Below are 23,016 nucleotides of genomic sequence, written 5' to 3' on the forward strand. Positions count from 1 at the left end.
CATCTGTTATCTAGTTTTGAGAGAACACTCTCAATTTGTTTGGTGGCGATAGCGAAGAGGTCACACCCGTTCCCATGCCGAACACGGAAGTTAAGCTCTTCAGCGCCGATGGTAGTTGGGGGTTTCCCCCTGTGAGAGTAGGACGCCGCCAAGCAGATATTAATTCTACCATGTTTGTTTATGAAGCTTTATATTATTCCGCAGTAGCTCAGTGGTAGAGCTATCGGCTGTTAACCGATCGGTCGTAGGTTCGAATCCTACCTGCGGAGCCATTGCTTCCATAGCTCAGCAGGTAGAGCACTTCCATGGTAAGGAAGAGGTCAGCGGTTCGAGCCCGCTTGGAAGCTTTATTAAATGTATTATTACCAAGGTTTCTCATAAGGAGAAAGCTTTTTTTATTGCGATATGCGGAAGTAGTTCAGTGGTAGAACACCACCTTGCCAAGGTGGGGGTCGCGGGTTCGAATCCCGTCTTCCGCTCCATTTATCCCAACGGGATATTGTAAATTGAATTGCGCCCGTAGCTCAATTGGATAGAGCGTTTGACTACGGATCAAAAGGTTAGGGGTTCGACTCCTCTCGGGCGCGCCATATCTTTTAATAATAGATAGGGAATCGGGAAGTAGCTCAGCTTGGTAGAGCACATGGTTTGGGACCATGGGGTCGCAGGTTCGAATCCTGTCTTCCCGACCATTTTTTGTGGGGCCTTAGCTCAGCTGGGAGAGCGCCTGCTTTGCACGCAGGAGGTCAGCGGTTCGATCCCGCTAGGCTCCACCAAAAGTTCTTTAAAAAAAGTTGTTGACTTTGAAGAAGTGACATTGTATACTAATAAAGTTGCTTTAACAAAGCGGACAAACAAAATGATCTTTGAAAACTAAACAAGACAAAACGTACCTGTTAATTCAGTTTTTGAAAATCGCACAGCGATGTGCGTAGTCAGTCAAACTACTTTATCGGAGAGTTTGATCCTGGCTCAGGACGAACGCTGGCGGCGTGCCTAATACATGCAAGTCGAGCGGACAGATGGGAGCTTGCTCCCTGATGTTAGCGGCGGACGGGTGAGTAACACGTGGGTAACCTGCCTGTAAGACTGGGATAACTCCGGGAAACCGGGGCTAATACCGGATGGTTGTTTGAACCGCATGGTTCAAACATAAAAGGTGGCTTCGGCTACCACTTACAGATGGACCCGCGGCGCATTAGCTAGTTGGTGAGGTAACGGCTCACCAAGGCAACGATGCGTAGCCGACCTGAGAGGGTGATCGGCCACACTGGGACTGAGACACGGCCCAGACTCCTACGGGAGGCAGCAGTAGGGAATCTTCCGCAATGGACGAAAGTCTGACGGAGCAACGCCGCGTGAGTGATGAAGGTTTTCGGATCGTAAAGCTCTGTTGTTAGGGAAGAACAAGTACCGTTCGAATAGGGCGGTACCTTGACGGTACCTAACCAGAAAGCCACGGCTAACTACGTGCCAGCAGCCGCGGTAATACGTAGGTGGCAAGCGTTGTCCGGAATTATTGGGCGTAAAGGGCTCGCAGGCGGTTTCTTAAGTCTGATGTGAAAGCCCCCGGCTCAACCGGGGAGGGTCATTGGAAACTGGGGAACTTGAGTGCAGAAGAGGAGAGTGGAATTCCACGTGTAGCGGTGAAATGCGTAGAGATGTGGAGGAACACCAGTGGCGAAGGCGACTCTCTGGTCTGTAACTGACGCTGAGGAGCGAAAGCGTGGGGAGCGAACAGGATTAGATACCCTGGTAGTCCACGCCGTAAACGATGAGTGCTAAGTGTTAGGGGGTTTCCGCCCCTTAGTGCTGCAGCTAACGCATTAAGCACTCCGCCTGGGGAGTACGGTCGCAAGACTGAAACTCAAAGGAATTGACGGGGGCCCGCACAAGCGGTGGAGCATGTGGTTTAATTCGAAGCAACGCGAAGAACCTTACCAGGTCTTGACATCCTCTGACAATCCTAGAGATAGGACGTCCCCTTCGGGGGCAGAGTGACAGGTGGTGCATGGTTGTCGTCAGCTCGTGTCGTGAGATGTTGGGTTAAGTCCCGCAACGAGCGCAACCCTTGATCTTAGTTGCCAGCATTCAGTTGGGCACTCTAAGGTGACTGCCGGTGACAAACCGGAGGAAGGTGGGGATGACGTCAAATCATCATGCCCCTTATGACCTGGGCTACACACGTGCTACAATGGACAGAACAAAGGGCAGCGAAACCGCGAGGTTAAGCCAATCCCACAAATCTGTTCTCAGTTCGGATCGCAGTCTGCAACTCGACTGCGTGAAGCTGGAATCGCTAGTAATCGCGGATCAGCATGCCGCGGTGAATACGTTCCCGGGCCTTGTACACACCGCCCGTCACACCACGAGAGTTTGTAACACCCGAAGTCGGTGAGGTAACCTTTTAGGAGCCAGCCGCCGAAGGTGGGACAGATGATTGGGGTGAAGTCGTAACAAGGTAGCCGTATCGGAAGGTGCGGCTGGATCACCTCCTTTCTAAGGATATTATACGGAATATAAGACCTTAGGTCTTATAAACAGAACGTTCCCTGTCTTGTTTAGTTTTGAAGGATCATTCCTTCGAAACGTGTTCTTTGAAAACTAGATAACAGTAGACATCACATTCAATTAGTAACACAAGATATCACATAGTGATTCTTTTTAACGGTTAAGTTAGAAAGGGCGCACGGTGGATGCCTTGGCACTAGGAGCCGATGAAGGACGGGACGAACACCGATATGCTTCGGGGAGCTGTAAGCAAGCTTTGATCCGGAGATTTCCGAATGGGGAAACCCACCACTCGTAATGGAGTGGTATCCATATCTGAATTCATAGGATATGAGAAGGCAGACCCGGGGAACTGAAACATCTAAGTACCCGGAGGAAGAGAAAGCAAATGCGATTCCCTGAGTAGCGGCGAGCGAAACGGGATTAGCCCAAACCAAGAGGCTTGCCTCTTGGGGTTGTAGGACACTCTGTACGGAGTTACAAAAGAACGAGGTAGATGAAGAGGTCTGGAAAGGCCCGCCATAGGAGGTAACAGCCCTGTAGTCAAAACTTCGTTCTCTCCTGAGTGGATCCTGAGTACGGCGGAACACGTGAAATTCCGTCGGAATCCGGGAGGACCATCTCCCAAGGCTAAATACTCCCTAGTGACCGATAGTGAACCAGTACCGTGAGGGAAAGGTGAAAAGCACCCCGGAAGGGGAGTGAAAGAGATCCTGAAACCGTGTGCCTACAAGTAGTCAGAGCCCGTTAACGGGTGATGGCGTGCCTTTTGTAGAATGAACCGGCGAGTTACGATCCCGTGCAAGGTTAAGCAGAAGATGCGGAGCCGCAGCGAAAGCGAGTCTGAATAGGGCGCATGAGTACGTGGTCGTAGACCCGAAACCAGGTGATCTACCCATGTCCAGGGTGAAGTTCAGGTAACACTGAATGGAGGCCCGAACCCACGCACGTTGAAAAGTGCGGGGATGAGGTGTGGGTAGGGGTGAAATGCCAATCGAACCTGGAGATAGCTGGTTCTCTCCGAAATAGCTTTAGGGCTAGCCTCAAGGTAAGAGTCTTGGAGGTAGAGCACTGATTGGACTAGGGGCCCCTACCGGGTTACCGAATTCAGTCAAACTCCGAATGCCAATGACTTATCCTTGGGAGTCAGACTGCGAGTGATAAGATCCGTAGTCGAAAGGGAAACAGCCCAGACCGCCAGCTAAGGTCCCAAAGTATACGTTAAGTGGAAAAGGATGTGGAGTTGCTTAGACAACCAGGATGTTGGCTTAGAAGCAGCCACCATTTAAAGAGTGCGTAATAGCTCACTGGTCGAGTGACTCTGCGCCGAAAATGTACCGGGGCTAAACGTATCACCGAAGCTGCGGACTGTTCTTCGAACAGTGGTAGGAGAGCGTTCTAAGGGCTGTGAAGCCAGACCGGAAGGACTGGTGGAGCGCTTAGAAGTGAGAATGCCGGTATGAGTAGCGAAAGAGGGGTGAGAATCCCCTCCACCGAATGCCTAAGGTTTCCTGAGGAAGGCTCGTCCGCTCAGGGTTAGTCGGGACCTAAGCCGAGGCCGAAAGGCGTAGGCGATGGACAACAGGTTGATATTCCTGTACCACCTCCTCACCATTTGAGCAATGGGGGGACGCAGGAGGATAGGGTAAGCGCGGTATTGGATATCCGCGTCCAAGCAGTTAGGCTGGGAAATAGGCAAATCCGTTTCCCATAAGGCTGAGCTGTGATGGCGAGCGAAATATAGTAGCGAAGTTCCTGATTCCACACTGCCAAGAAAAGCCTCTAGCGAGGTGAGAGGTGCCCGTACCGCAAACCGACACAGGTAGGCGAGGAGAGAATCCTAAGGTGATCGAGAGAACTCTCGTTAAGGAACTCGGCAAAATGACCCCGTAACTTCGGGAGAAGGGGTGCTCTGTTAGGGTGCAAGCCCGAGAGAGCCGCAGTGAATAGGCCCAGGCGACTGTTTAGCAAAAACACAGGTCTCTGCGAAGCCGTAAGGCGAAGTATAGGGGCTGACGCCTGCCCGGTGCTGGAAGGTTAAGAGGAGCGCTTAGCGTAAGCGAAGGTGCGAATTGAAGCCCCAGTAAACGGCGGCCGTAACTATAACGGTCCTAAGGTAGCGAAATTCCTTGTCGGGTAAGTTCCGACCCGCACGAAAGGCGCAACGATCTGGGCACTGTCTCAACGAGAGACTCGGTGAAATTATAGTACCTGTGAAGATGCAGGTTACCCGCGACAGGACGGAAAGACCCCGTGGAGCTTTACTGCAGCCTGATATTGAATGTTGGTACAGCTTGTACAGGATAGGTAGGAGCCTTGGAAACCGGAGCGCCAGCTTCGGTGGAGGCATCGGTGGGATACTACCCTGGCTGTATTGACCTTCTAACCCGCCGCCCTTATCGGGCGGGGAGACAGTGTCAGGTGGGCAGTTTGACTGGGGCGGTCGCCTCCTAAAAGGTAACGGAGGCGCCCAAAGGTTCCCTCAGAATGGTTGGAAATCATTCGCAGAGTGTAAAGGCACAAGGGAGCTTGACTGCGAGACCTACAAGTCGAGCAGGGACGAAAGTCGGGCTTAGTGATCCGGTGGTTCCGCATGGAAGGGCCATCGCTCAACGGATAAAAGCTACCCCGGGGATAACAGGCTTATCTCCCCCAAGAGTCCACATCGACGGGGAGGTTTGGCACCTCGATGTCGGCTCATCGCATCCTGGGGCTGTAGTCGGTCCCAAGGGTTGGGCTGTTCGCCCATTAAAGCGGTACGCGAGCTGGGTTCAGAACGTCGTGAGACAGTTCGGTCCCTATCCGTCGCGGGCGCAGGAAATTTGAGAGGAGCTGTCCTTAGTACGAGAGGACCGGGATGGACGCACCGCTGGTGTACCAGTTGTTCTGCCAAGGGCATCGCTGGGTAGCTATGTGCGGACGGGATAAGTGCTGAAAGCATCTAAGCATGAAGCCCCCCTCAAGATGAGATTTCCCATTCCGCAAGGAAGTAAGATCCCTGAAAGATGATCAGGTTGATAGGTCTGAGGTGGAAGTGTGGCGACACATGGAGCTGACAGATACTAATCGATCGAGGACTTAACCACATTTTGAATGATGTCACACCTGTTATCTAGTTTTGAGAGAACACTCTCAATTTGTTTGGTGGCGATAGCGAAGAGGTCACACCCGTTCCCATACCGAACACGGAAGTTAAGCTCTTCAGCGCCGATGGTAGTCGGGGGTTTCCCCCTGTGAGAGTAGGACGCCGCCAAGCAAGTTTAAACCCAGCTCATTGAGCTGGGTTTTTTGTTTTATATCTGTGCCGATTTGCTTTCATCAGTATCTATTTTATCAAGCTTCTGCTTTTTAAGTTTTCTAATACTTTTGAATCCCAATACAATCACCAGCATGATCAACATGAGAGTCATAAATAATCAAAATGCAGTTTGTACGGGAGACTCATCCAGACTCCATCCGACTGCGATTGGCAGGATAGAGCCGCCAATCCATTGGCCGCGAGCAACATGCCTGTCGTTTGTTCTGTTTTTCCATGATAAAATTGATTGGTGACATTTAAGATAATGGCGAACATGCCGGCCATAAATAAGTCCTAAGAAAAAACTAAGAATAATCCCTGCAAAAGCTATTTTATTGATTGCCAAACAGAGTTAAATGAGACCGCTCATATTTATCAGCCTGAGATAATGATGATAGGTTATTTTTTCGGAAACCGGCTCGGGTTGCCAAATGGGAGAAAAGATATTACTGTCATTAAAACGATTCTTGGTTTCATCCGGATATGATAAAATGTCTCAGACTATATTTGAGCCATTTTTTTCTTCAGCATTCATCTTGCGTAATTGATAAAAATTTATTATGATACTCTTTGTATGACAACTCCTTGCCTCAATACAATATACTCAACGTTTCCCCGTTTTCCCCGGTCGTTTTTCTTTTCATTTTCTCCCGTAAAATAAAAAAAGCTCCCAATACAATAGATATGGTGCGGATTTATTTTTTACTAAAAAGGAGTCGTTATATTTGAATAATAGTTTTACATTAAAACAGCAATGGTTCGGGAATATCCGAAAAGACATTCTTGCTGGCATTTTAGTTGCGTTAGCGTTAATACCTGAAGCGATTGGCTTTTCTATTATAGCCGGTGTGGATCCGATAGTCGGTCTTTATGCGTCATTTTGTATCGCCATTATTATTTCTATTTTTGGCGGCAGACCTGGCATGATTTCAGCTGCGACAGGCTCAATGGCAGTCGTTATGGTGTCGCTGGTTGCTGATCATGGGCTTCAGTATTTATTTGCGGCTACGATTTTGACAGGCATTATTCAGGTGATTTTAGGTATCAGTAAAATTGCAAGATTAATGAAATTCATCCCGCGTTCTGTGATGATCGGGTTTGTGAATGCGCTGGCGATCCTTATCTTCTCTGCGCAGCTTCCCCAGTTTGAAGGTGCTTCTTGGAGCATGTATGCGATGCTTGCCGGGTCGTTGGTTATTATTTATGTGCTGCCAAGGTTTACGACTGCTGTTCCGTCTCCGCTTGTGGCGATTATTGTGATGACAATTATTGCGGTCACTTTCCATGTGGATGTGCGGACGGTTGGTGATATGGGCAATATTTCTAGTTCATTGCCTCATTTCTTAATCCCTGATGTTCCGTTTACCTTTGAAACACTGCAAATTATTTTTCCTTATTCAATTGCTTTAGCGTTTGTCGGGTTGCTTGAATCTTTGCTGACAGCACAGATTATTGATGAAATGACGGATACGGACAGTGATAAAAATAAAGAGAGCCGCGGACAGGGAATTGCGAATATCGTGACTGGATTCTTTGGCGGAATGGCAGGATGCGCTATGATCGGACAATCTGTCATTAATACAAAAGCGGGCGGTCGCGGACGTTTGTCAGCATTTGTTGCCGGTGCTTTTCTGATGTTTTTAATTGCGGTGTTAAGTCATGTCGTGGTGAAAATCCCAATGGCGGCGTTAGTGGCTGTAATGGTTATGGTGTCTGTCGGCACATTTGATTGGTCTTCCTTAAAAGGTCTCAAAAAAGCGCCGCTCACGGACTCGATTGTCATGGTTGTGACTGTGGTTACGGTTGTTGTGACGGATGACTTATCTAAAGGTGTATTTGTCGGTGTTCTTTTAAGTGCCGTGTTCTTTGTGGCAAAAATCTCGAAGCTGAAAATCGTTTCTCATGCAGAGGATCAAAAGCTTAGAACGTATCAAGTGAAGGGGCAAATCTTTTTTGCGTCAGTGACGGATCTTGCAAATGCGTTTATATATCAAGAGGATATTGAGCGGGTTGTGATTGACTTAACTGAAGCTCACGTATGGGACGATTCTGGTGCGGCCGCACTTGATAAGATTGTTGCGAAGTTTAAGGAACAAGGCATTGAAGCTGAGTTAAAAGGTTTGAATAAAGCGAGTAAATCTCTAATGAAACAGATGGCATAAAATAGAGAAGCCCAGATTAATGAGATCTGGGCTTTTTTATATAACATACACTTAAGCAGCATTGATATAATAGAGAGAAGAGAAATTTTAAATAGGGGACTTGCATATGATGCTTCAGAAGCTGAACCGTGTATTGGGGAGGGTTATGCCGCTGTTGACGCCGACTAGTGTGGTGTTGGGCGTGCTGCTGTCTCAGTTTTTACATGGGTATGAATGGGCTGTGCCTTGGATCTTTGCTTTTATTACGTTTGCAGGCAGTTTGAGCGCGAACTTTCAATCTTTGAGACATGCATTGTCTCACCCTCTCCCTATGATTCTTGCACTATTCGTTCTTCATATTTTTATGCCGCTTTTTGCTTGGGGCAGCGGCCATCTTATTTTTAAAGGTGATCCTTTGACGATTACCGGTTTAACATTGGCTGTTGTGATTCCTACGGGGATTACAAGCTTGATTTGGGCAGCGATGTACAAAGGGAATGTCGGTTTGACACTTTCGATTATTCTAGTTGATACTGTGCTGTCACCGCTAATCGTACCGCTGAGTCTTTCATTGCTGGCCGGCGCTCAGGTTCATATGGATGTGTGGGGAATGATGAAAGGTCTGATTATAATGGTCGTGATTCCTTCTTTTCTGGGCATGCTGTTTAATCAGATGTCATCTCCAGAAAGAACTGCGTCTGTGAGCAGTGCGCTGTCGCCTTTTTCAAAGCTTTGCTTGATGGCAGTGATTGCGATTAACAGTTCAGCGATTGCTCCTTATTTCAAATCCATTGATTTGAGATTTGCAGGAATAGCTGTAACGGTATTCTTTATCGCGTTAACAGGCTATGCCGCTGCTTGGCTGATCGGAAAAATGATGAAAAGGCGGCAAGAGGAAATAGTCTCTCTTATATTTACGGGAGGCATGAGGAATATTAGTGCCGGCGCAGTTCTTGCCGTTACGTTCTTCCCGTCTCAGGTTGCCGTTCCTGTTGTGATCGGCATGCTGTTTCAGCAGATATTGGCTGCTTTGTTTGGCTATATGCTGAATCGTTTTGAATTAAAACCAATGTTGCAGAAAGCATAAAAAAACCGCTCATAGGGTTGAGCGGTTTTTTCCGTATAGCCATTCGAGCGCGTTGACGAACTGTTTGCAGAAATACTTGCGGTGGTGCACCGCTCCTTTTTCAATTGAAAGACACAACTGGTCTTCAGTGAAGCCTTTTTCTTTTAGACTTTGATGAACTTGCTTTGTTTTTTTCAGCATATGTCGCTGAATGGATTGTTTTTCACGGCCTTCTTCACTCCCGATAGACATGAAAACACGTGCAGTGCCGGGCTTTAAAGAAGATATATGAATGGTTTCCGCTGCGTTCTCGTACCAGTATGAACCTGATATAGAGCCTATTTTCCCGAACATTGACGGATATTTTAATATGGCGAACATTGAGATGAGGCCGCCTAATGAGGCACCGATCATTCCTCTTGACTGCGGTTCCCTGGTGACGTTCCAGTTTTCTTCGATTAGCGGAATGAACTGGTTCGTTATATCAGACAGATAGTGATATCCCATTCCGCCGAAGTCCGTGAACCGATCACTGAGTGATGCAGCCGGCCAAGGTGTGTATTCATTTAGCCGGTTTTCGGGTTCGATACCGATCAGCACGAGTTCAGGCAGCCTTCGCTGTTGAAATGCGCTTTCTAATAATTCGATTTGGTTTTGGAACAAAGAACTGCCATCTTGCACATAAACAGCAGGAAATCTCCTGCTGTTTGTGCTGTAGGAAGGAGGGAGGTACAGCGTGAACCTCCTGTTGCCGGCTTTGTGTTCTGAAAGAGATCCTTTCAAGCATTCTCCCCCTTTTTTTGCTTGAAAAGCAGATATAAGAAATAAGGAACTCCGAGGATCGCCAAAATGATGCCTGCGGGCACTTCTGCGGGCTGAAAAAACAGTTTTCCGGCAAAGTCTGCGCTTATCACAAGAAGCATCCCGATTAAACCGCTCAGTGGCAGGATATAGCGATGTTCGACGCCAGCCAGTCTCCGTGAGATATGGGGAGCAATTAAGCCGACAAACGCCATGCTTCCCGCTACGGAGACACAGGCGCTGATGATTGCTACACAGGCTACGAGCAAGATGGTTTTTTCTTTATTTGATGAAATGCCGAGGCTTCTGACTGTGTCTTCATCAAAACGAATGGTGTCGAGCAGGCGGGATTTGCCGATAAGAATCGGTATAAACAGCAGCATCCATGGGAGTACGGCTGTGATATACGTCCAGTTGGCAGACCAGATGCTTCCGTTTTTCCACACCATGGCCATTTGATAGTCTTGCGGGTCCATTTTTAAAGATAAAAACAAAGACAGGGCGCTGAATCCTGAATTGATCGCAATCCCTACCAGAATAATTCTTCCTGAATCTAAATTGCCTCTGTGCCATGCAAATATGTAAATCAGGATCGCCGCGATGAGCCCGCCTATCAATCCAAAGAGCGGCATTCCCATCGCTGCAGCTATGGATGTCACTTCCTTCTGGCCTTGGAATAAGAGCATAAACGCTACAATGCCGGCTCCCGCCCCTGCGTTGATTCCGAGAATTCCAGGATCAGCAAGCCCGTTTCTCGTGATGGCCTGGATAACAGCGCCTGCAATGCCAAGACCGAGTCCAATAATAGCAGCCATGACAACCCGCGGCAGTCTTAAATCGAACAGCAAAATTTCATACTGCGGATTCGGATCGATTTGAAAAAGAGTGGAGAGCAGCTCAGCAGGACGAACAGAAAATGATCCGCTCGTTAAGCTGAAATAGCTGACAACAAGAATCAAAGCGATGAACAATGCATATTTTTTAGCCATTTTGCTCCCCTCCTTTTCGTTTAATTAAATAAAGGAAGAAAGGTACGCCGATAATGGATGTTACGACCTCAATCGGTGTTTCAAATGGATAGTTGATAAATCTGCTTGCGAGATCACACAGGGTTAAAAAGATTCCGCCCAAAAGACAGGAACACGGAATCAGCCTGCTGTAATCAGAGCCGACGAGAAATCTCGTGATATGCGGTACAACCAACCCGACAAACGCAATTTTTCCGGCCAGCGCTACGGCACTGCCGGTTAAAATGATGACGGAAAGCATCGCCATGATTTTAATGGTTTTTTTCTTTTGCCCCAGGCTTTTAGAAATGTCGTCCCCTAATGATACAGCGGTTACCTTTTTGCTGAGAGAAATGGCCATTATGATGCCAATCAGGAAAAACGGAGCGGCAAGCTTCAGGAAATCCGGACTCATTTGATGAAGTCTGGCACTGTACCAGAAACTGAGATCTTGAGAAATTTGAAAATAAATCGACATGGCCGCTGATAAGCTGCTGAGCAGCATGCTTGTGACTGTGCCGATGATGGCGAGTTGCACGGGGGTAAATCCGTTTGGCATCATGGCGGCAAGGCCGAATACTAACACAGCTCCTAACGCTGAGCCGATAAAAGAGTATATCATCATTTCAATTGAAGATGATTGCGGGAGCAGAACCATGCAAAGCGTAATGATAAACGCTGAACCATCTGAAACACCCATAATGGATGGCGAAGCTAAATAATTGCGCGTAATGCCCTGCATAAGCGCTCCAGAAACAGCAAGGGCTGCCCCTATGAGCAGAGCGCCGGCAGCCCTTGGAATCCGGGAGTGCCATATAATTTGATGGTCTGTGTTTCCCGGATCGAAATGAATAAGAGATGTAAAAACAATATCTGTGCTAAGATGCTTTGCCCCATAAAGGATTGAAAGCAAAAGTGACAGCGCTATAGCGAATGGAGAAGTAATCAATATGATACGTGTCCACTGTTTTGAATACATACAAAAACCTACTCTGAATTAGTTTTGTGTCAATTTTTCAGCAGCCGCTTTCAGGAAACGGACTTTGCTCCAAGCTGTGCCGCCTTGTGCGAGAGGGTCCACTGAGTTGACATACACATGGTCTTCTTTGACTGCTTTAAGGCTTTTCCAGATTGGATTTTTCTCTAAATCTTTTAAGGCATCAGGTTTGTCTGCATTTTCATCATCAGAAAATTGAACGAAAATATGGTCCGGGTTCATTTCACTTAATTTTTCTAATGAAATCAGCTCTTGCGCTTTTGCAGCTTTTACTTCGTTCGGCGCCTTAAGGCCTAAATCACCGTATAGTGTGGAGTTGAAATACACCTGTTCAGGGTAAATATAAATGTTGCCTTGTCTGATTCTGATGACAAGCGCTTTTGAATCTTTCGCTTTATCGTTGATTTTTGTTTTTGTTTCTTTTAGATCCTGTTCATAGTCTGCAATAATTTTCTTTGCTTTTTTCTCTTTTCCAGTCAGCTGGGCAAGCAGCATCATGTTTTCCTTCCAGTTTGAAGAGATATGAGAAACTGGGATCGTCGTGCCTGCTGTGCTGATTTTTTGAAGCGTTTTTTCCGGAAACTTTGTTGAAGCAAGGATAACATCCGGCTTCATTTCAAGAATCTTTTCAATATTTGGCTCCATTTTTTCTCCGGTTGGTTTGGCTTTATCAGTGATGTCTTTGAACATATCAGGGAATTTGCCGGAGAATGAAATTGCGCCTTGCGGATGAACGTCAAGCAATTTCGCGTCTTCCATTGATTCAACGCTTCCCGTAATGGCGATTTTGTCTGTCGGTACAGTTACTTCATATGTTTTATCAAGGTATTCAATTTTCTTCTTCTCAGATGCTGTGCCGCTTGCCTTGCTGGCAGTTGATTCATTTTTGCTGCCGCAAGCTGCCGCCGTCAGAGCGAGAAGCAAGATTAATAAGGTAAGAGATATCTTTTTCATCTATAGAGCCTCCTGTTCAATTGATAACTATTATCAATTGGAATTATAGAGAATGAACAGATATAACACCATGGACAAATTCCTGATTTATCATGGACAATCTCCGGATAATAAAGAAACAGTTTGCTGAACGATGCGTTCGTGCCCGCAAGCTGAGTATTCATTCCACGGGTCAAGGGATAGAAGATAAACACGGTTATTCCGTACCGCGCTTAGGTTTTGCCATGCTTCTGTCTGCTGTAATTGCTGGTAGTAAGCTATGGTCTCCGGCTCTTTAAAAAGAAAAAGCATCATACAGTCAGCTTGGTAATTTGCGATATTTTCTAACGAAATCGCTTGTTCTGAAGGTGTGTCAGCCGTTGTTGCCGAGCTGAATCCTAAATCCCCAAAGAAAACTTCGCGGACACTTCGGTTATGTGCCAGATAGAAATTTTGCTTATGCAGCCTCAAAAAGAGAAAACGCAGCCCTTGAACATGCTGAAGTGTTTTTTTGGCGGCTGTTGTCTGCTGGTCATAATCCGCTAGCCACTTTTCTGCTTCGGACTCCTCCTTTAAAAATGAGGCAGTTTGCAGAAAGTGGGTTCTCCAGCTTTCTTCTGAAGGAAGGTACATGACTTCTGCGATGCGATTCAGGCGATCTTGTTCTTCTGGAGAAATAGAATCCATGCTGACAATCACATCTGGTTCTGCCTGTGATAACGTGTACAGGTTTTCTTCCCACTTTTCATTAAACCGGTATGCACTGAGCTGGACAGGTATATCTGTCGAATAATGCTGATAGTAGTAAGACGTCCATTTCGGATGCAGAGCGGCCGCAAAAGGTATGTGGTGAAGAGGGATGAGATGGCCCATTGTGCCCCTTCCGTATGCGGCGATTTTCTTTCGGCGTTTTTTCATATAGCTTGTAGGTGAACAGCCTGTATGTTTTTTAAAGATTCTGCTGAAATAAAATTCATCTTGATAACCGGTTTGGTGTGCGATTTCTTTCAATTTGCAGTTTGATTTTGCCATGAGCCGTTTTGCCTTTGTGATTCGTGTTTTCGTAATAAATTCTGTTACGCTCTGTCCTGTCCATTTTTTAAAGCTTTCGCTGTAGTGTTTGGCACTGATTCCTGCCATTTGCGACAGCTGGGCAAGCGTAATTTTTGTATCGGCATGGGTTTCGATATAGTGTTTTGTTTTTTCGATTGCTGAATGTGTATCCGTTTGATCAGATAAACTTGCAGTAAAGAGGTCATAAATCAGGCTTTGTACTTCAATCACACATTTTAGCTGAGAAAGCTGAGACGATTCATTCCATAGTGCGGCAAGCTCTTGAAGCCGGACTGCAATATTTTCGATATGTGAAACATTCATAAGCTTCAGGTTGGCTAATTCCGATTCTGTGCACGGTGTGAAAATATCTTGTCCGGTTTCCTTGATATAGCTTTGAAGCCTGATCAGACAGGCATCTATATGTCCATCGGCTGTTGGCGTGAAGCCAAAGGTCTCGTTAGGCGGACAAACATAAAGTGTCTTATTTTGCAGAGGATTGGTGTTTGTTCCGATCGAAATATAGCCGTTTCCTTTTAAATGAAAAATCAGCACGAATGAATCGGCTAATTGCTGTTCTGAGAAGAGATCACTTGTCTTTTTTAGATATTCAATTTGTACCGGTTGATAAATCACTGCATTTTGCACGAGTAGACCACCTTTTCAGAAACGTTCAATTGATAATCATTTTCAATAAAAATTGTACCAAATAAATGAAAGTTTTCCTATATAAAGCGAGTGGGTTTTTAGCATGAAAAAACCCTTACTCGTGTGTAAAAGTAAGGGTCTTTCGTTCGATAAGAATATGTTACACGTGTAACATACGATGCTTACGTTTTAATAAATGAGATATTTTTTTCTTGTTTTGCTGAATTGTTGGAGTGTTTTTTCATAGCTGTCTATGATGTTTTCAATCGAAGTTCCATTTTCAATTTTTGTCCTGATCCAGCCGTTGCCTGCCAGTTTATCAAATGAACCTGTTGACAGGAACTCAAAATCCTCAGGATAGAGATCGTGTATGGTTTTAATGACTGAAAGACCTGTTTTAACGGCTTCAAACTTATCTCTGTCTGTCACATAGAGCTGCACACCGTGGCAAAGCGTTCCTTGATGTTTAGAAAACGTGGGTGTGAAGGATGCTGCCCTAAATGTAACGCCCGGCAAATGGAGGCTGTTTAATGTTTCTTCAAGTTCTGTGCTTTTGATAAAGGGAGCTCCGATCAATTCGAATGGCTTTGTTGTCCCTCGCCCTTCGGATATATTTGTTCCTTCAATCAGCCCGGTTGCAGGATAAACAAATGTGCTTTCCACCGTCGGCATGTTAGGCGAAGGGAGGACGAAAGGCAATCGGGTATCGTCAAAATCCATTTTTCGTTTCCAGTGTTTCATTTTTACCACTGTAAGATCGGCATCAATATCAAATTCTTTGTTGAACAGTAAAGCCAATTCGCCTATCGTCATCCCATGCTTCAATGGAATGGGATACAATCCGACAAATGAGGCGTATTCAGGTTCTAAGATTGGCCCTTCAATATGATTCCCGCCTTGAGGATTCGGACGGTCCAGCACCATAAATGGAATGCCGTTTTCTTTAGCGGCTTCCATTGCGTATGCCATTGTATAAATGTACGTGTAGAAACGGGTCCCGACATCCTGAATGTCAAACATTAGAATATCGACATTTTTTAGCATTTCTGGAGTCGGTTTTTTCGTTTTTCCGTAGAGGCTGTATACGGGAACCCCGGTTTTTTCGTCAATGTAAGAGCCTACTTCGTCTCCAGCCTGGGCGTCACCGCGGACGCCGTGTTCAGGGCCGAATAAAGCTGTCAGTTTGATATCCGGGTTCTCGTAAAGAATATCGACACTGCTTTTCAGAGATGCGTTTACTCCGGTTGGATTGGTGATCAGTCCGATACGTTTTCCCTTGAGCTGTTTTTTATAGTCTGGCAAGAGCGTGTCTATACCAGTTTGGACTTTAGGCTTTTTAGCCGTTTGATTCTTTGGATCGGGTGAAGAAGAGGCAGCGGTTATCGTTCCGAACATCATGAGCCCTGTCAGAAAAGCGAATATTGTTTTTCTCATGTGTCCCTCCTTATTAAAGCGGTTTTCCCGTTTTGATATTTAATCCGTAGCCATATGGATAAAGGGTGTCCCCCGGGTTCGTGACTGATGGGATGTCAACTGGAAGTGTGCCTTTAGGTTTTGCCTGGCCGAATATCGCCATCACTCCGGCTGGAATATTAGGTTGAAGATAACGGCCATTTGCGTATCCTTTAAAGCCATAGACTGCAATCAGTGCCTTTGCTTCTTCGAAATTGGCGGCATCATAGGGGTTGCGCAGGCTCATTAAGACAAATGGTTTGTTGTGCTGCAGTGCGGCTTTCATGACAGCTCTCGGAAACACGGTGGCCCATTTGCTTGAATCTGATATTGTGTCGTCGATGACACCGTCGTTGACGACAGGGTCATTTTTGACGACATAGGAGCCGGTTATGATATAATCAGCCTTTTTTACTTGTTTTGCATGCTCGGCATTAAATACTTGATTGGCAAAATTCATTTTGCTGAGGGATACGGATTTGATTTTCTTTCGCTTGATGAGATCGTGAATGGTTTGTTCGATTGAAGCAGTTTGTTCTTCGTAAGGTGCCACAATTAAGATTCGGCTGCCTTTTTTGGGCTTGAACGGCAAAGTGTGCTGTTCATTTTTTAATACAGTTACTGCTTTTTCAGCTATTTTTTTCTCTGCTTTCAGGTGCTGCTTGCTTCCTACGATTTTTTTGGCTTTGGCTATTTTTTCTTTTGTACTGTCGCTGTTTCGCGCTGGATACATGCCGCGTTTTATTTTCAGGGAAATGATTCTTTCAACTGATTTGTTGATTTGTTGTTCAGGAATATCCCCGTTTTTCACGGCTTCTTTCAAAGCTTGAATAACACGTGCGAATTTCTGTTCTTCTTTCATTGAAGTAACTGAGGCTGGCATTAATGCAATATCGACACCAGCTTTTACGGCCATGACCACAGCCTCTTCCTGTCCGAAATGATCTGCGATTGCCTTCATATTGAGCGCATCGGTAACGATCACACCATTAAAGCCCATTTCCTGACGAAGAAGACCTGTCATCACTTTTTTTGAAAGTGTAGCTGGAACCAGAATGTCCGATCCATCGAGTTTGCTTTTGTATGTGGTGTCGTCGAAGGCAGGGAATTGAACATGGGCTGTCATTACCATATCAGCACCGGCATCAATTGCTTTTTGAAAAGGATAAAGCTCGACCTCACGAAGCCGTTCTTGGCCATGGGAAACGAGCGGCAGTCCATAATGGCTGTCAACGTCCGTGTCTCCATGTCCCGGGAAATGTTTGAGGGCAGACGCGATATCCTGCCGCTGCAACCCTTTCATCGTGTATAAACCGAGGCGTGATGTCAGTTCTCGATTGGAGCTGAATGACCGTACGCCGATTACAGGATTATCAGGATTATTGTTAATGTCCACGACAGGGCTGAAATCTGTATTGATGCCTAAGGCAGAGAGCTCTTTCCCGATGATGCTGCCGGTCTGATACGCATTGATTCTGCTTCTGGCTGCGCCCAGCGCCATATTCCCTGGGAAATTAGTGCCTTCCCCTAACCTCGTTACAATGCCGCCTTCCTGATCAATACTCAGCATGAGCGGGATTTTTGGACTTGCCTTTTGGTAATCGTCTGTCAGTTGGACAGTTTGTTTTGTTGTTTTTACATTTTCTGCAAAAAGGATGATGCCTCCGAATTGATATTTCTTGACGAGGCTGGCGACTTCATCATTCATTTCTGTAAGGGCTTGCGGAGAGGACTCGCCTTCCTTTTGCCAGTTTCTAAAATCAGGCATCAGCATCTGGCCGAGTTTTTCGTCTAACGACATACGATTGACAATCTGATTGGCATCGATTGCACGTTTGGATGCAGAGGCTTCTGTCTGTCTGGCCCCGAAAAAGCATGAAATAAAGAGAACGGCTGAAAGGATAAGCGGAAAGACAGGTCTCATAGAAACTTCCTCCTATCGTCTAATCATTCATTCCATCGCTTCATAAATCGCGGTTATGACACTTCCATAACTGCCTGTTGCAAATTGATCACCCTCAAAGACGTTTGGATTTTCTTCCGGATCAATAACTGGTGTATGCTTTTTATTTGTTAACAATGCGATGCCTAAATTGTATGCTGGATCAATAATTGTAACTGTCCCTGTCCAGCCGGTATGCCCGTAAGCATTTTCACTGGCATGAGGGCCAAACATCCATTCCATGCTTTTACTTCCGTTCCGCCTCCAGCCAAGAGCGAATGTTGGATCTGTTGCTGAAGGTGCTGTAAACAGGTCGGCTGTTTTCTGATCAAATAAAGAAATATTTCGGTATGAACCTTTGTTTAACATGACTTGCAGCAGTATGGCCATATCATCTGCATTTGAGAACAATCCGGCATGCCCAGACACGCCATCCATTGAGTAAAACGCTTTTTCGTCATGCACTTCTCCTTGCAGCGAGTTTGTGCGGATGTTAGGGAATTGAATAACGCCGTCACGTGTATTGCCCATGCGTTCAGTAGCTGCGAACTGTTTCGGTTTAAAGCCCTTTTGCAGCGGATTGTACAAGGTATGCTTCAGCCTGAGCGGTTTGTAGAGCTCTTGCTCCGTGTAGACATCAAGCGGTTTGCCGGTGAGTTTTTCGACAATACATCCGAGTAGCATATATCCAATGTCACTGTATACGTGCTTTGTCCCAGTTTGATAATCGAGTGGAATTTTCGTCAAATATTCAATCGTTTTGTCCCGTTCTTGGGAATAGTACTTGCCGGCTTTTTCCGGCGTGTAAAAGTAAAAGCTTGATGGGAGCCCTGATTGGTGCTGGAGGACATCGATGACACGTATCTTGTCTTTTCCTTTTATGAGGTCACCCGGCTGATCCTTGAAACCCGGCAAATATGCAGAAACTTTTTCATAGACGTCAAGTTTTCCTTGGCTGACTAAGCGCTGCAATGCAAAATTTGTTGCGTACATTTTTGTATTTGAGGCTAAGTCAAACATCGTGCGGGTTTTCATTTTGGCCGGACGGCGCAGCAGTTCTGATCCTTCGTACTTTTTACTGTAGCCGTATGCTGCTTTTTTTATGATGCGTCCATCCTTCACCACCACAAGAACGGCGCCTGGGAATCCTGCTGCAATATCCCGTTCTATCATCTGATCTACCTTCCTTAGCTTCTTCGTCGAGAATTGTGCAGTTTCTGCATTTATGGTTTTCAGCTCAACCAAGTTGTCTGCTGTTTGTGCGAAGGTTTCATTTGGCGCAAATATCGACAGGGTTAAAATGGCACTGAATATGAACCGTGTCTTTGTTTTCACAGGCTAGCCCCTTTCTGTGCTTCTATCCCGTTTACTATCCCTAATACAGAAACAATTTAATCGAACTGTGAAGCCATTTCATCTTTATATCCGAATGCATAGGTCAATAAAAAGCCGGCCGCGTAGGAAATAAAGAGCCCAACGATATACAGGATGATTTGCGAAGGCAGGACTAGAAAAGAAAGCGGCAGTCCGGAGACACCAATCGCAATGGTGGCTACTTGAAAATAAGCTTGAAAGGCGCCGCCGATTCCAGCTCCTAAACATGCTGTTAAAAACGGACGGCCAAGCGGCAGCGTGACTCCGAAAATAAGCGGTTCACCAATGCCGAGCAGTCCCGATGGAAGCCCGCCGGCGATTGCTTTCCTCAGTGTTGTTTTTTTCGTCTTCACGAAAACGGCAAAGGCCGCGCCTACCTGTCCTGCACCTCCCATAGCCAAAATAGGGAGCAGAGGATCATTGCCAATTGAATTGATCAGTTCCATGTGCACAGGCGTCAAGCCTTGATGCAGTCCGGTTACGACGAGAGGGAGGAAGGTTGCGCCCAGAATAAAGCCCGCAGCGATGCCGCCGATGTCCAGGATGGACAGAAGGCCGGATGTAATGGCATCAGAAATGAATCCGCCTAAAGGCATAAATACGACATACGTTACGATTCCGGTGATTAACAGTGAAACGGTGGGTGTGACAATGATATCGAGTGATTGAGGAATAAAACGGCGAATAAATTGTTCGGTGTAAGCAATGAATATGGCTGCGAAAAGGACGCCGATCAGACCTCCCCTGCCCGGGAGAAGCTCTTCTCCAAATAAACTGATTTTTGCGATTTCCGGATTGATAATCAAGATCCCGGCCAAAGCCCCAAGTGCGGGTGTCCCGCCAAATTCTTTCGAAGCGTTAATACCAACGAGAATGCCGAGATAAGTGAACAGCCCTGATCCGATGACTGTCAGGATAACCGCAATTTGTGAGTCTGCAGAGAGCCAGCCTGCTTGAATAATTGCTTTGGTAATCCCAGTAATTAAACCGGAAGCGACTAGAGCGGGAATAAGAGGGATAAAAATGCTGGCAATTTTACGTAAGAAAAGTTTAAAAGGAGTGGCGTTTTTTCGATTGATATCGGCTTTCTTTTTGGCCGCTGCTTCTTTGACATCGGCACCTTCTTCTGCTGCTGACACGAGCTTCGAGAAAACAGCTGTAACATGATTGACGACTCCTGTGCCGAGGATAATTTGTAAGGTTTCAGCTTCAACGACCCCCAATACGCCGTCAAGCTTTCTCAAAGCCTGAGCATCCGCTTTGCTTTCATCGTAAGGCGTAATGCGCAGGCGTGTCATGCAATGCGTATATGAAGAAATATTGGATTTTCCTCCGCATAGCTCAAGGATTTTCTGTGCGAGATGATGGTAGTTATTTTCTTTGCTCATTAAAACCCCTCCCCTTCAAGATGCCTTATTTTATTCTCATAGATTGTATGGCTGCTCTCGTTTTATCGATATAACCGGTTGTCGTTTCATACTGCTCAGCCGCCATGCCTAAAAACAAAACATCAATTATAAAAAGCTGGGCGAGGCGGGAGGAAGTGGCTGCACTTCGAATCAAGGCTTCATTGGAATGAGCTGTATACAAAGGGACATCAGCCAGTGCGGAGACGGATGTCTGACTGAATTGTGTGAGGCTGATCGTTGTGATGCCTTTTTCCTTGGCCATGGCGAACAGTTCAATGATTTCCTGTGTCTCTCCTGAAAACGAAATGGCAAATACGATGTCGTCTTTATCTGCATTTGCGATTAAAGATGCCACAAGATGAGTGTCTGTAAACGCGGTTGCTTGTTTATGAATGCGAAGCCACTTTTGCTGGGCGTCCTTGGCGACAATGCCGGAAGCCCCGAGGCCGATAAAATGCACGGTATGAGCTTTGAGAAGCAGAGAAACCGCTCGTTCAAGCTCTTTGTAGTCCATCAGGTCTGAAGTATCCTGAATGGCTTGAATGGCATTGCCGGCCGTTTTTTCGGAAATGGAGGGCAGCGGCTCGTGGGGAACAATATCCCGGTAGCCCTGAAACGTAGGCTTTGCCAGATCGCCCGCTACTCTCATTTTTAAATCTTGAAATCCTTTTAAACCGAGTGATTTGCAGAGCCTGATGACGGCAGCGTCACTTGAATTGGCTAAGGCGCTAATTTCGTTGACCGTGCTTTCGATTGCTTTGTGGGGATGGGCTAGGATATAATCTGCAAGTTTGCGCTCGGATGGAGGGAGCTTATGCCTCATTGATTGGATGATCGCTAAACCGCCTGTGGCCATTCTAGTTCTCTCCTTATCATGGATGGTAATGTTCGATTGCTTTGTCAATGAAACCGTTTGCTTCATCGAGTAATGTCTTTGCTTGTTTCTGATCTGTGCTTGTTTTGAGCATGACGATTGCTGTTTTGACGTGATGATCGGCTTGTTCCAGGGTGTGCCTGGCTGTGTCGTATGAAGCATTTGTAAGGCTTTGGATGATACTGATGGCGCGTTCTTTTAGTTTTTTGTTGCTGACGTTGACGTCTACCATCAAGTTTTCGTAAACCTTGCCGATTTTGACCATTACAGCGGTAGATATCATGTTTAGAATCATTTTATGAGCGGTTGCGGCTTTCATACGTGTTGATCCTGTAATGGCCTCAGGTCCGACGACAACCTCAATGCTGTGATCCGCATCCTTGCTGATGGCGGAATTTTCATTGCAAGTAAGGGCGATGGTGTGTGCTCCGACTTTGCGGGCGTATCTTAGGGCGCCTGCGGCGTAGGGTGTGCGGCCGCTTGCTGCGATGGCAATGACGGTGTCATTTGAAGTGAGCTGTATGTTTCTTAAATCTTCAGCTCCTGCTTCTTCACTGTCTTCAATGCCCTCTGCTGCCTGTAAAAAGGCTTTGGGGCCTCCAGCCATGATTCCGATGACCTGATCTGGGCTTACGCTGTAGGTGGGAGGACATTCAACAGCATCCATGACGCCGAGTCTGCCGCTTGTACCGGCGCCTGTATATATGAGCCGGCCTCCATTTTGAAACGATTCATATGCGCAGTCTACAGCTGTTTTGATGTCGGGGAGAACCTCCTGAACGGCTGCAGCGACTTTCATATCTTCGTTGTTGATCATTTTGAGGATGCCGAGAGTGTTTGCTTTGTGGATTTCAACTGTTTGGCTATTGCGTGATTCCGTTGTAAGACGGTGAATGTTTAATGGTTCTGACATGAGGATGCCCCCTGTTTTAAAATGATATATCTCAATATTCAGTATATTCATTTCTGTTATGATATTTCAACTATGTTTTTTAATTTTTGAAATTTTATTTCACCCAAGACTATAAGAAATGATGAAGGATCAACTGTTCTCCAAGCGGCCCGATTCTTCGCCGTCCTTTATCAAGGAACCCGCTTTTCATATAAAGGTGTTTTGCGCGTATGTTCAGATGATTGACGGCCAAGATGATTTCGTCGCACCATGGAAAATATCCGCTCACAAAAGCGGGAAGCAAAATCATGGCTTTTTTCGCATAGCCTTTTCCGTGGTGCACAGCGTTTAAAGACAGGGAGCTGAGCAGTAAAGCAAATGGATTGTTAGAATAGGAAGCAAGCGTTTCTTTTGATGCATGTAAAATGAAAAAACCGACTGGAAGGTCGTCTTTTAAGATGACAACCGGGTATCGGTCCTGTATGCCCAGAGCCTGAGACAGCACCTCTTTCGGGAGGGAGGTAAAGCGTTTGTCATCGTTGGTGAGCGTGAATGCTTGAAGCTCGGGCAAGTGTTCAGGCTTATAGAAGGATAAAGAAATGTCTTGAGTCATGGGGT

14 protein-coding genes, 6 tRNA genes, 4 rRNA genes and 1 pseudogene are annotated in these 23,016 nt (G+C 46.2%); 12 read left to right on the plus strand and 13 right to left on the minus strand.

The window, feature by feature from the left end:
• Nucleotides 1-38 precede the first annotated feature (38 nt).
• The 10 genes from rrf (NYE49_RS00950) (at nt 39) to rrf (NYE49_RS00995) (ending at nt 5,767) form a co-directional block, all read left to right on the plus strand.
• Nucleotides 39-154, plus strand: a 5S ribosomal RNA gene (gene rrf, locus NYE49_RS00950).
• Between the two features lie 43 nt (nt 155-197).
• Nucleotides 198-272: transfer RNA gene (locus tag NYE49_RS00955), tRNA-Asn, on the plus strand.
• Between the two features lie 2 nt (nt 273-274).
• Nucleotides 275-347, plus strand: a tRNA-Thr gene (locus tag NYE49_RS00960).
• A gap of 60 nt (nt 348-407) precedes the next feature.
• A tRNA-Gly gene (locus NYE49_RS00965) sits at nt 408-482 on the plus strand.
• Between the two features lie 31 nt (nt 483-513).
• Nucleotides 514-590, plus strand: a tRNA-Arg gene (locus NYE49_RS00970).
• A gap of 25 nt (nt 591-615) precedes the next feature.
• A tRNA-Pro gene (locus NYE49_RS00975) sits at nt 616-692 on the plus strand.
• An 8-nt stretch (nt 693-700) separates the two neighbouring features.
• A tRNA-Ala gene (locus NYE49_RS00980) sits at nt 701-776 on the plus strand.
• A 173-nt stretch (nt 777-949) separates the two neighbouring features.
• Nucleotides 950-2,499: ribosomal RNA gene (locus NYE49_RS00985) — 16S ribosomal RNA — on the plus strand.
• 170 nt (nt 2,500-2,669) lie between these two features.
• Nucleotides 2,670-5,597 (plus strand): 23S ribosomal RNA (locus NYE49_RS00990).
• A 54-nt stretch (nt 5,598-5,651) separates the two neighbouring features.
• Nucleotides 5,652-5,767: ribosomal RNA gene (rrf, locus tag NYE49_RS00995) — 5S ribosomal RNA — on the plus strand.
• Together the 16S, 23S and 5S rRNA genes with 6 tRNA genes alongside form the textbook arrangement of a ribosomal RNA operon.
• A gap of 37 nt (nt 5,768-5,804) precedes the next feature.
• Here the strand turns inward: rrf (NYE49_RS00995) and NYE49_RS01000 are convergent.
• A pseudogene (locus NYE49_RS01000) lies at nt 5,805-6,227 on the minus strand (MFS transporter); the annotation flags it as partial.
• A gap of 307 nt (nt 6,228-6,534) precedes the next feature.
• Here NYE49_RS01000 and NYE49_RS01005 point away from each other — a divergent pair.
• Complete coding sequence (locus NYE49_RS01005; protein WP_174616578.1) at nt 6,535-7,971, plus strand: SulP family inorganic anion transporter; 1,437 nt, start codon at nt 6,535-6,537, stop codon at nt 7,969-7,971.
• Between the two features lie 145 nt (nt 7,972-8,116).
• On the plus strand, nt 8,117-9,037 hold the full coding sequence (locus NYE49_RS01010) for a bile acid:sodium symporter family protein (RefSeq protein WP_080030707.1): 921 nt from the start codon (nt 8,117-8,119) through the stop codon (nt 9,035-9,037).
• Between the two features lie 9 nt (nt 9,038-9,046).
• Here the strand turns inward: NYE49_RS01010 and NYE49_RS01015 are convergent, their stop codons facing one another.
• From NYE49_RS01015 to NYE49_RS01070, 12 genes are all read right to left on the minus strand, one after another.
• Nucleotides 9,047-9,799 (minus strand): alpha/beta hydrolase, encoded by a 753-nt coding sequence (locus NYE49_RS01015; protein ID WP_047181987.1) that lies wholly within the window; start codon nt 9,797-9,799, stop codon nt 9,047-9,049.
• Nucleotides 9,796-10,806, minus strand: a complete 1,011-nt coding sequence (gene feuC, locus NYE49_RS01020; protein ID WP_003234980.1) for an iron ABC transporter permease FeuC — start codon at nt 10,804-10,806, stop codon at nt 9,796-9,798. Before feuC ends, NYE49_RS01015 begins: the two co-directional genes overlap by 4 nt.
• A complete protein-coding gene (locus NYE49_RS01025) occupies nt 10,799-11,803 on the minus strand; it encodes an iron ABC transporter permease (protein WP_014478640.1) in 1,005 nt (334 codons plus the stop codon). Before NYE49_RS01025 ends, feuC begins: the two co-directional genes overlap by 8 nt.
• Nucleotides 11,804-11,821: 18 nt before the next feature.
• Complete coding sequence (gene feuA / locus NYE49_RS01030; RefSeq protein ID WP_014478641.1) at nt 11,822-12,775, minus strand: iron ABC transporter substrate-binding protein FeuA; 954 nt, start codon at nt 12,773-12,775, stop codon at nt 11,822-11,824.
• Between the two features lie 90 nt (nt 12,776-12,865).
• Nucleotides 12,866-14,455 carry a bacillibactin transport transcriptional regulator Btr gene (gene btr / locus NYE49_RS01035; RefSeq protein WP_047181988.1) on the minus strand — a complete coding sequence of 530 codons (1,590 nt, stop codon included), beginning with the start codon at nt 14,453-14,455 and terminating at the stop codon, nt 12,866-12,868.
• Between the two features lie 189 nt (nt 14,456-14,644).
• Nucleotides 14,645-15,889, minus strand: a complete 1,245-nt coding sequence (locus NYE49_RS01040) for an exo-beta-N-acetylmuramidase NamZ domain-containing protein (RefSeq protein WP_047181989.1) — start codon at nt 15,887-15,889, stop codon at nt 14,645-14,647.
• A 13-nt stretch (nt 15,890-15,902) separates the two neighbouring features.
• Nucleotides 15,903-17,831 carry a beta-N-acetylhexosaminidase gene (nagZ, locus tag NYE49_RS01045; protein WP_047181990.1) on the minus strand — a complete coding sequence of 643 codons (1,929 nt, stop codon included), beginning with the start codon at nt 17,829-17,831 and terminating at the stop codon, nt 15,903-15,905.
• Between the two features lie 27 nt (nt 17,832-17,858).
• Nucleotides 17,859-19,184, minus strand: a complete 1,326-nt coding sequence (amiE, locus tag NYE49_RS01050) for an N-acetylmuramoyl-L-alanine amidase (RefSeq protein WP_047181991.1) — start codon at nt 19,182-19,184, stop codon at nt 17,859-17,861.
• A 56-nt stretch (nt 19,185-19,240) separates the two neighbouring features.
• A complete protein-coding gene (locus NYE49_RS01055) occupies nt 19,241-20,611 on the minus strand; it encodes a PTS transporter subunit EIIC (RefSeq protein ID WP_047181992.1) in 1,371 nt (456 codons plus the stop codon).
• Between the two features lie 25 nt (nt 20,612-20,636).
• Nucleotides 20,637-21,488: a MurR/RpiR family transcriptional regulator gene (locus NYE49_RS01060; RefSeq protein ID WP_047181993.1), complete on the minus strand. Its 852-nt coding sequence runs from the start codon at nt 21,486-21,488 to the stop codon at nt 20,637-20,639.
• A gap of 16 nt (nt 21,489-21,504) precedes the next feature.
• The gene (gene murQ / locus NYE49_RS01065; protein WP_047181994.1) at nt 21,505-22,419 is read right to left on the minus strand and encodes an N-acetylmuramic acid 6-phosphate etherase; all 915 of its coding nucleotides are present in this window, start codon (nt 22,417-22,419) and stop codon (nt 21,505-21,507) included.
• A gap of 109 nt (nt 22,420-22,528) precedes the next feature.
• Nucleotides 22,529-23,011 (minus strand): GNAT family protein, encoded by a 483-nt coding sequence (locus NYE49_RS01070; RefSeq protein ID WP_174616577.1) that lies wholly within the window; start codon nt 23,009-23,011, stop codon nt 22,529-22,531.
• Nucleotides 23,012-23,016 lie beyond the last annotated feature (5 nt).

This window comes from Bacillus sp. FSL L8-0358, assembly GCF_038593095.1.
GTDB classification, from domain to species: Bacteria; Bacillota; Bacilli; order Bacillales; family Bacillaceae; genus Bacillus; species Bacillus subtilis.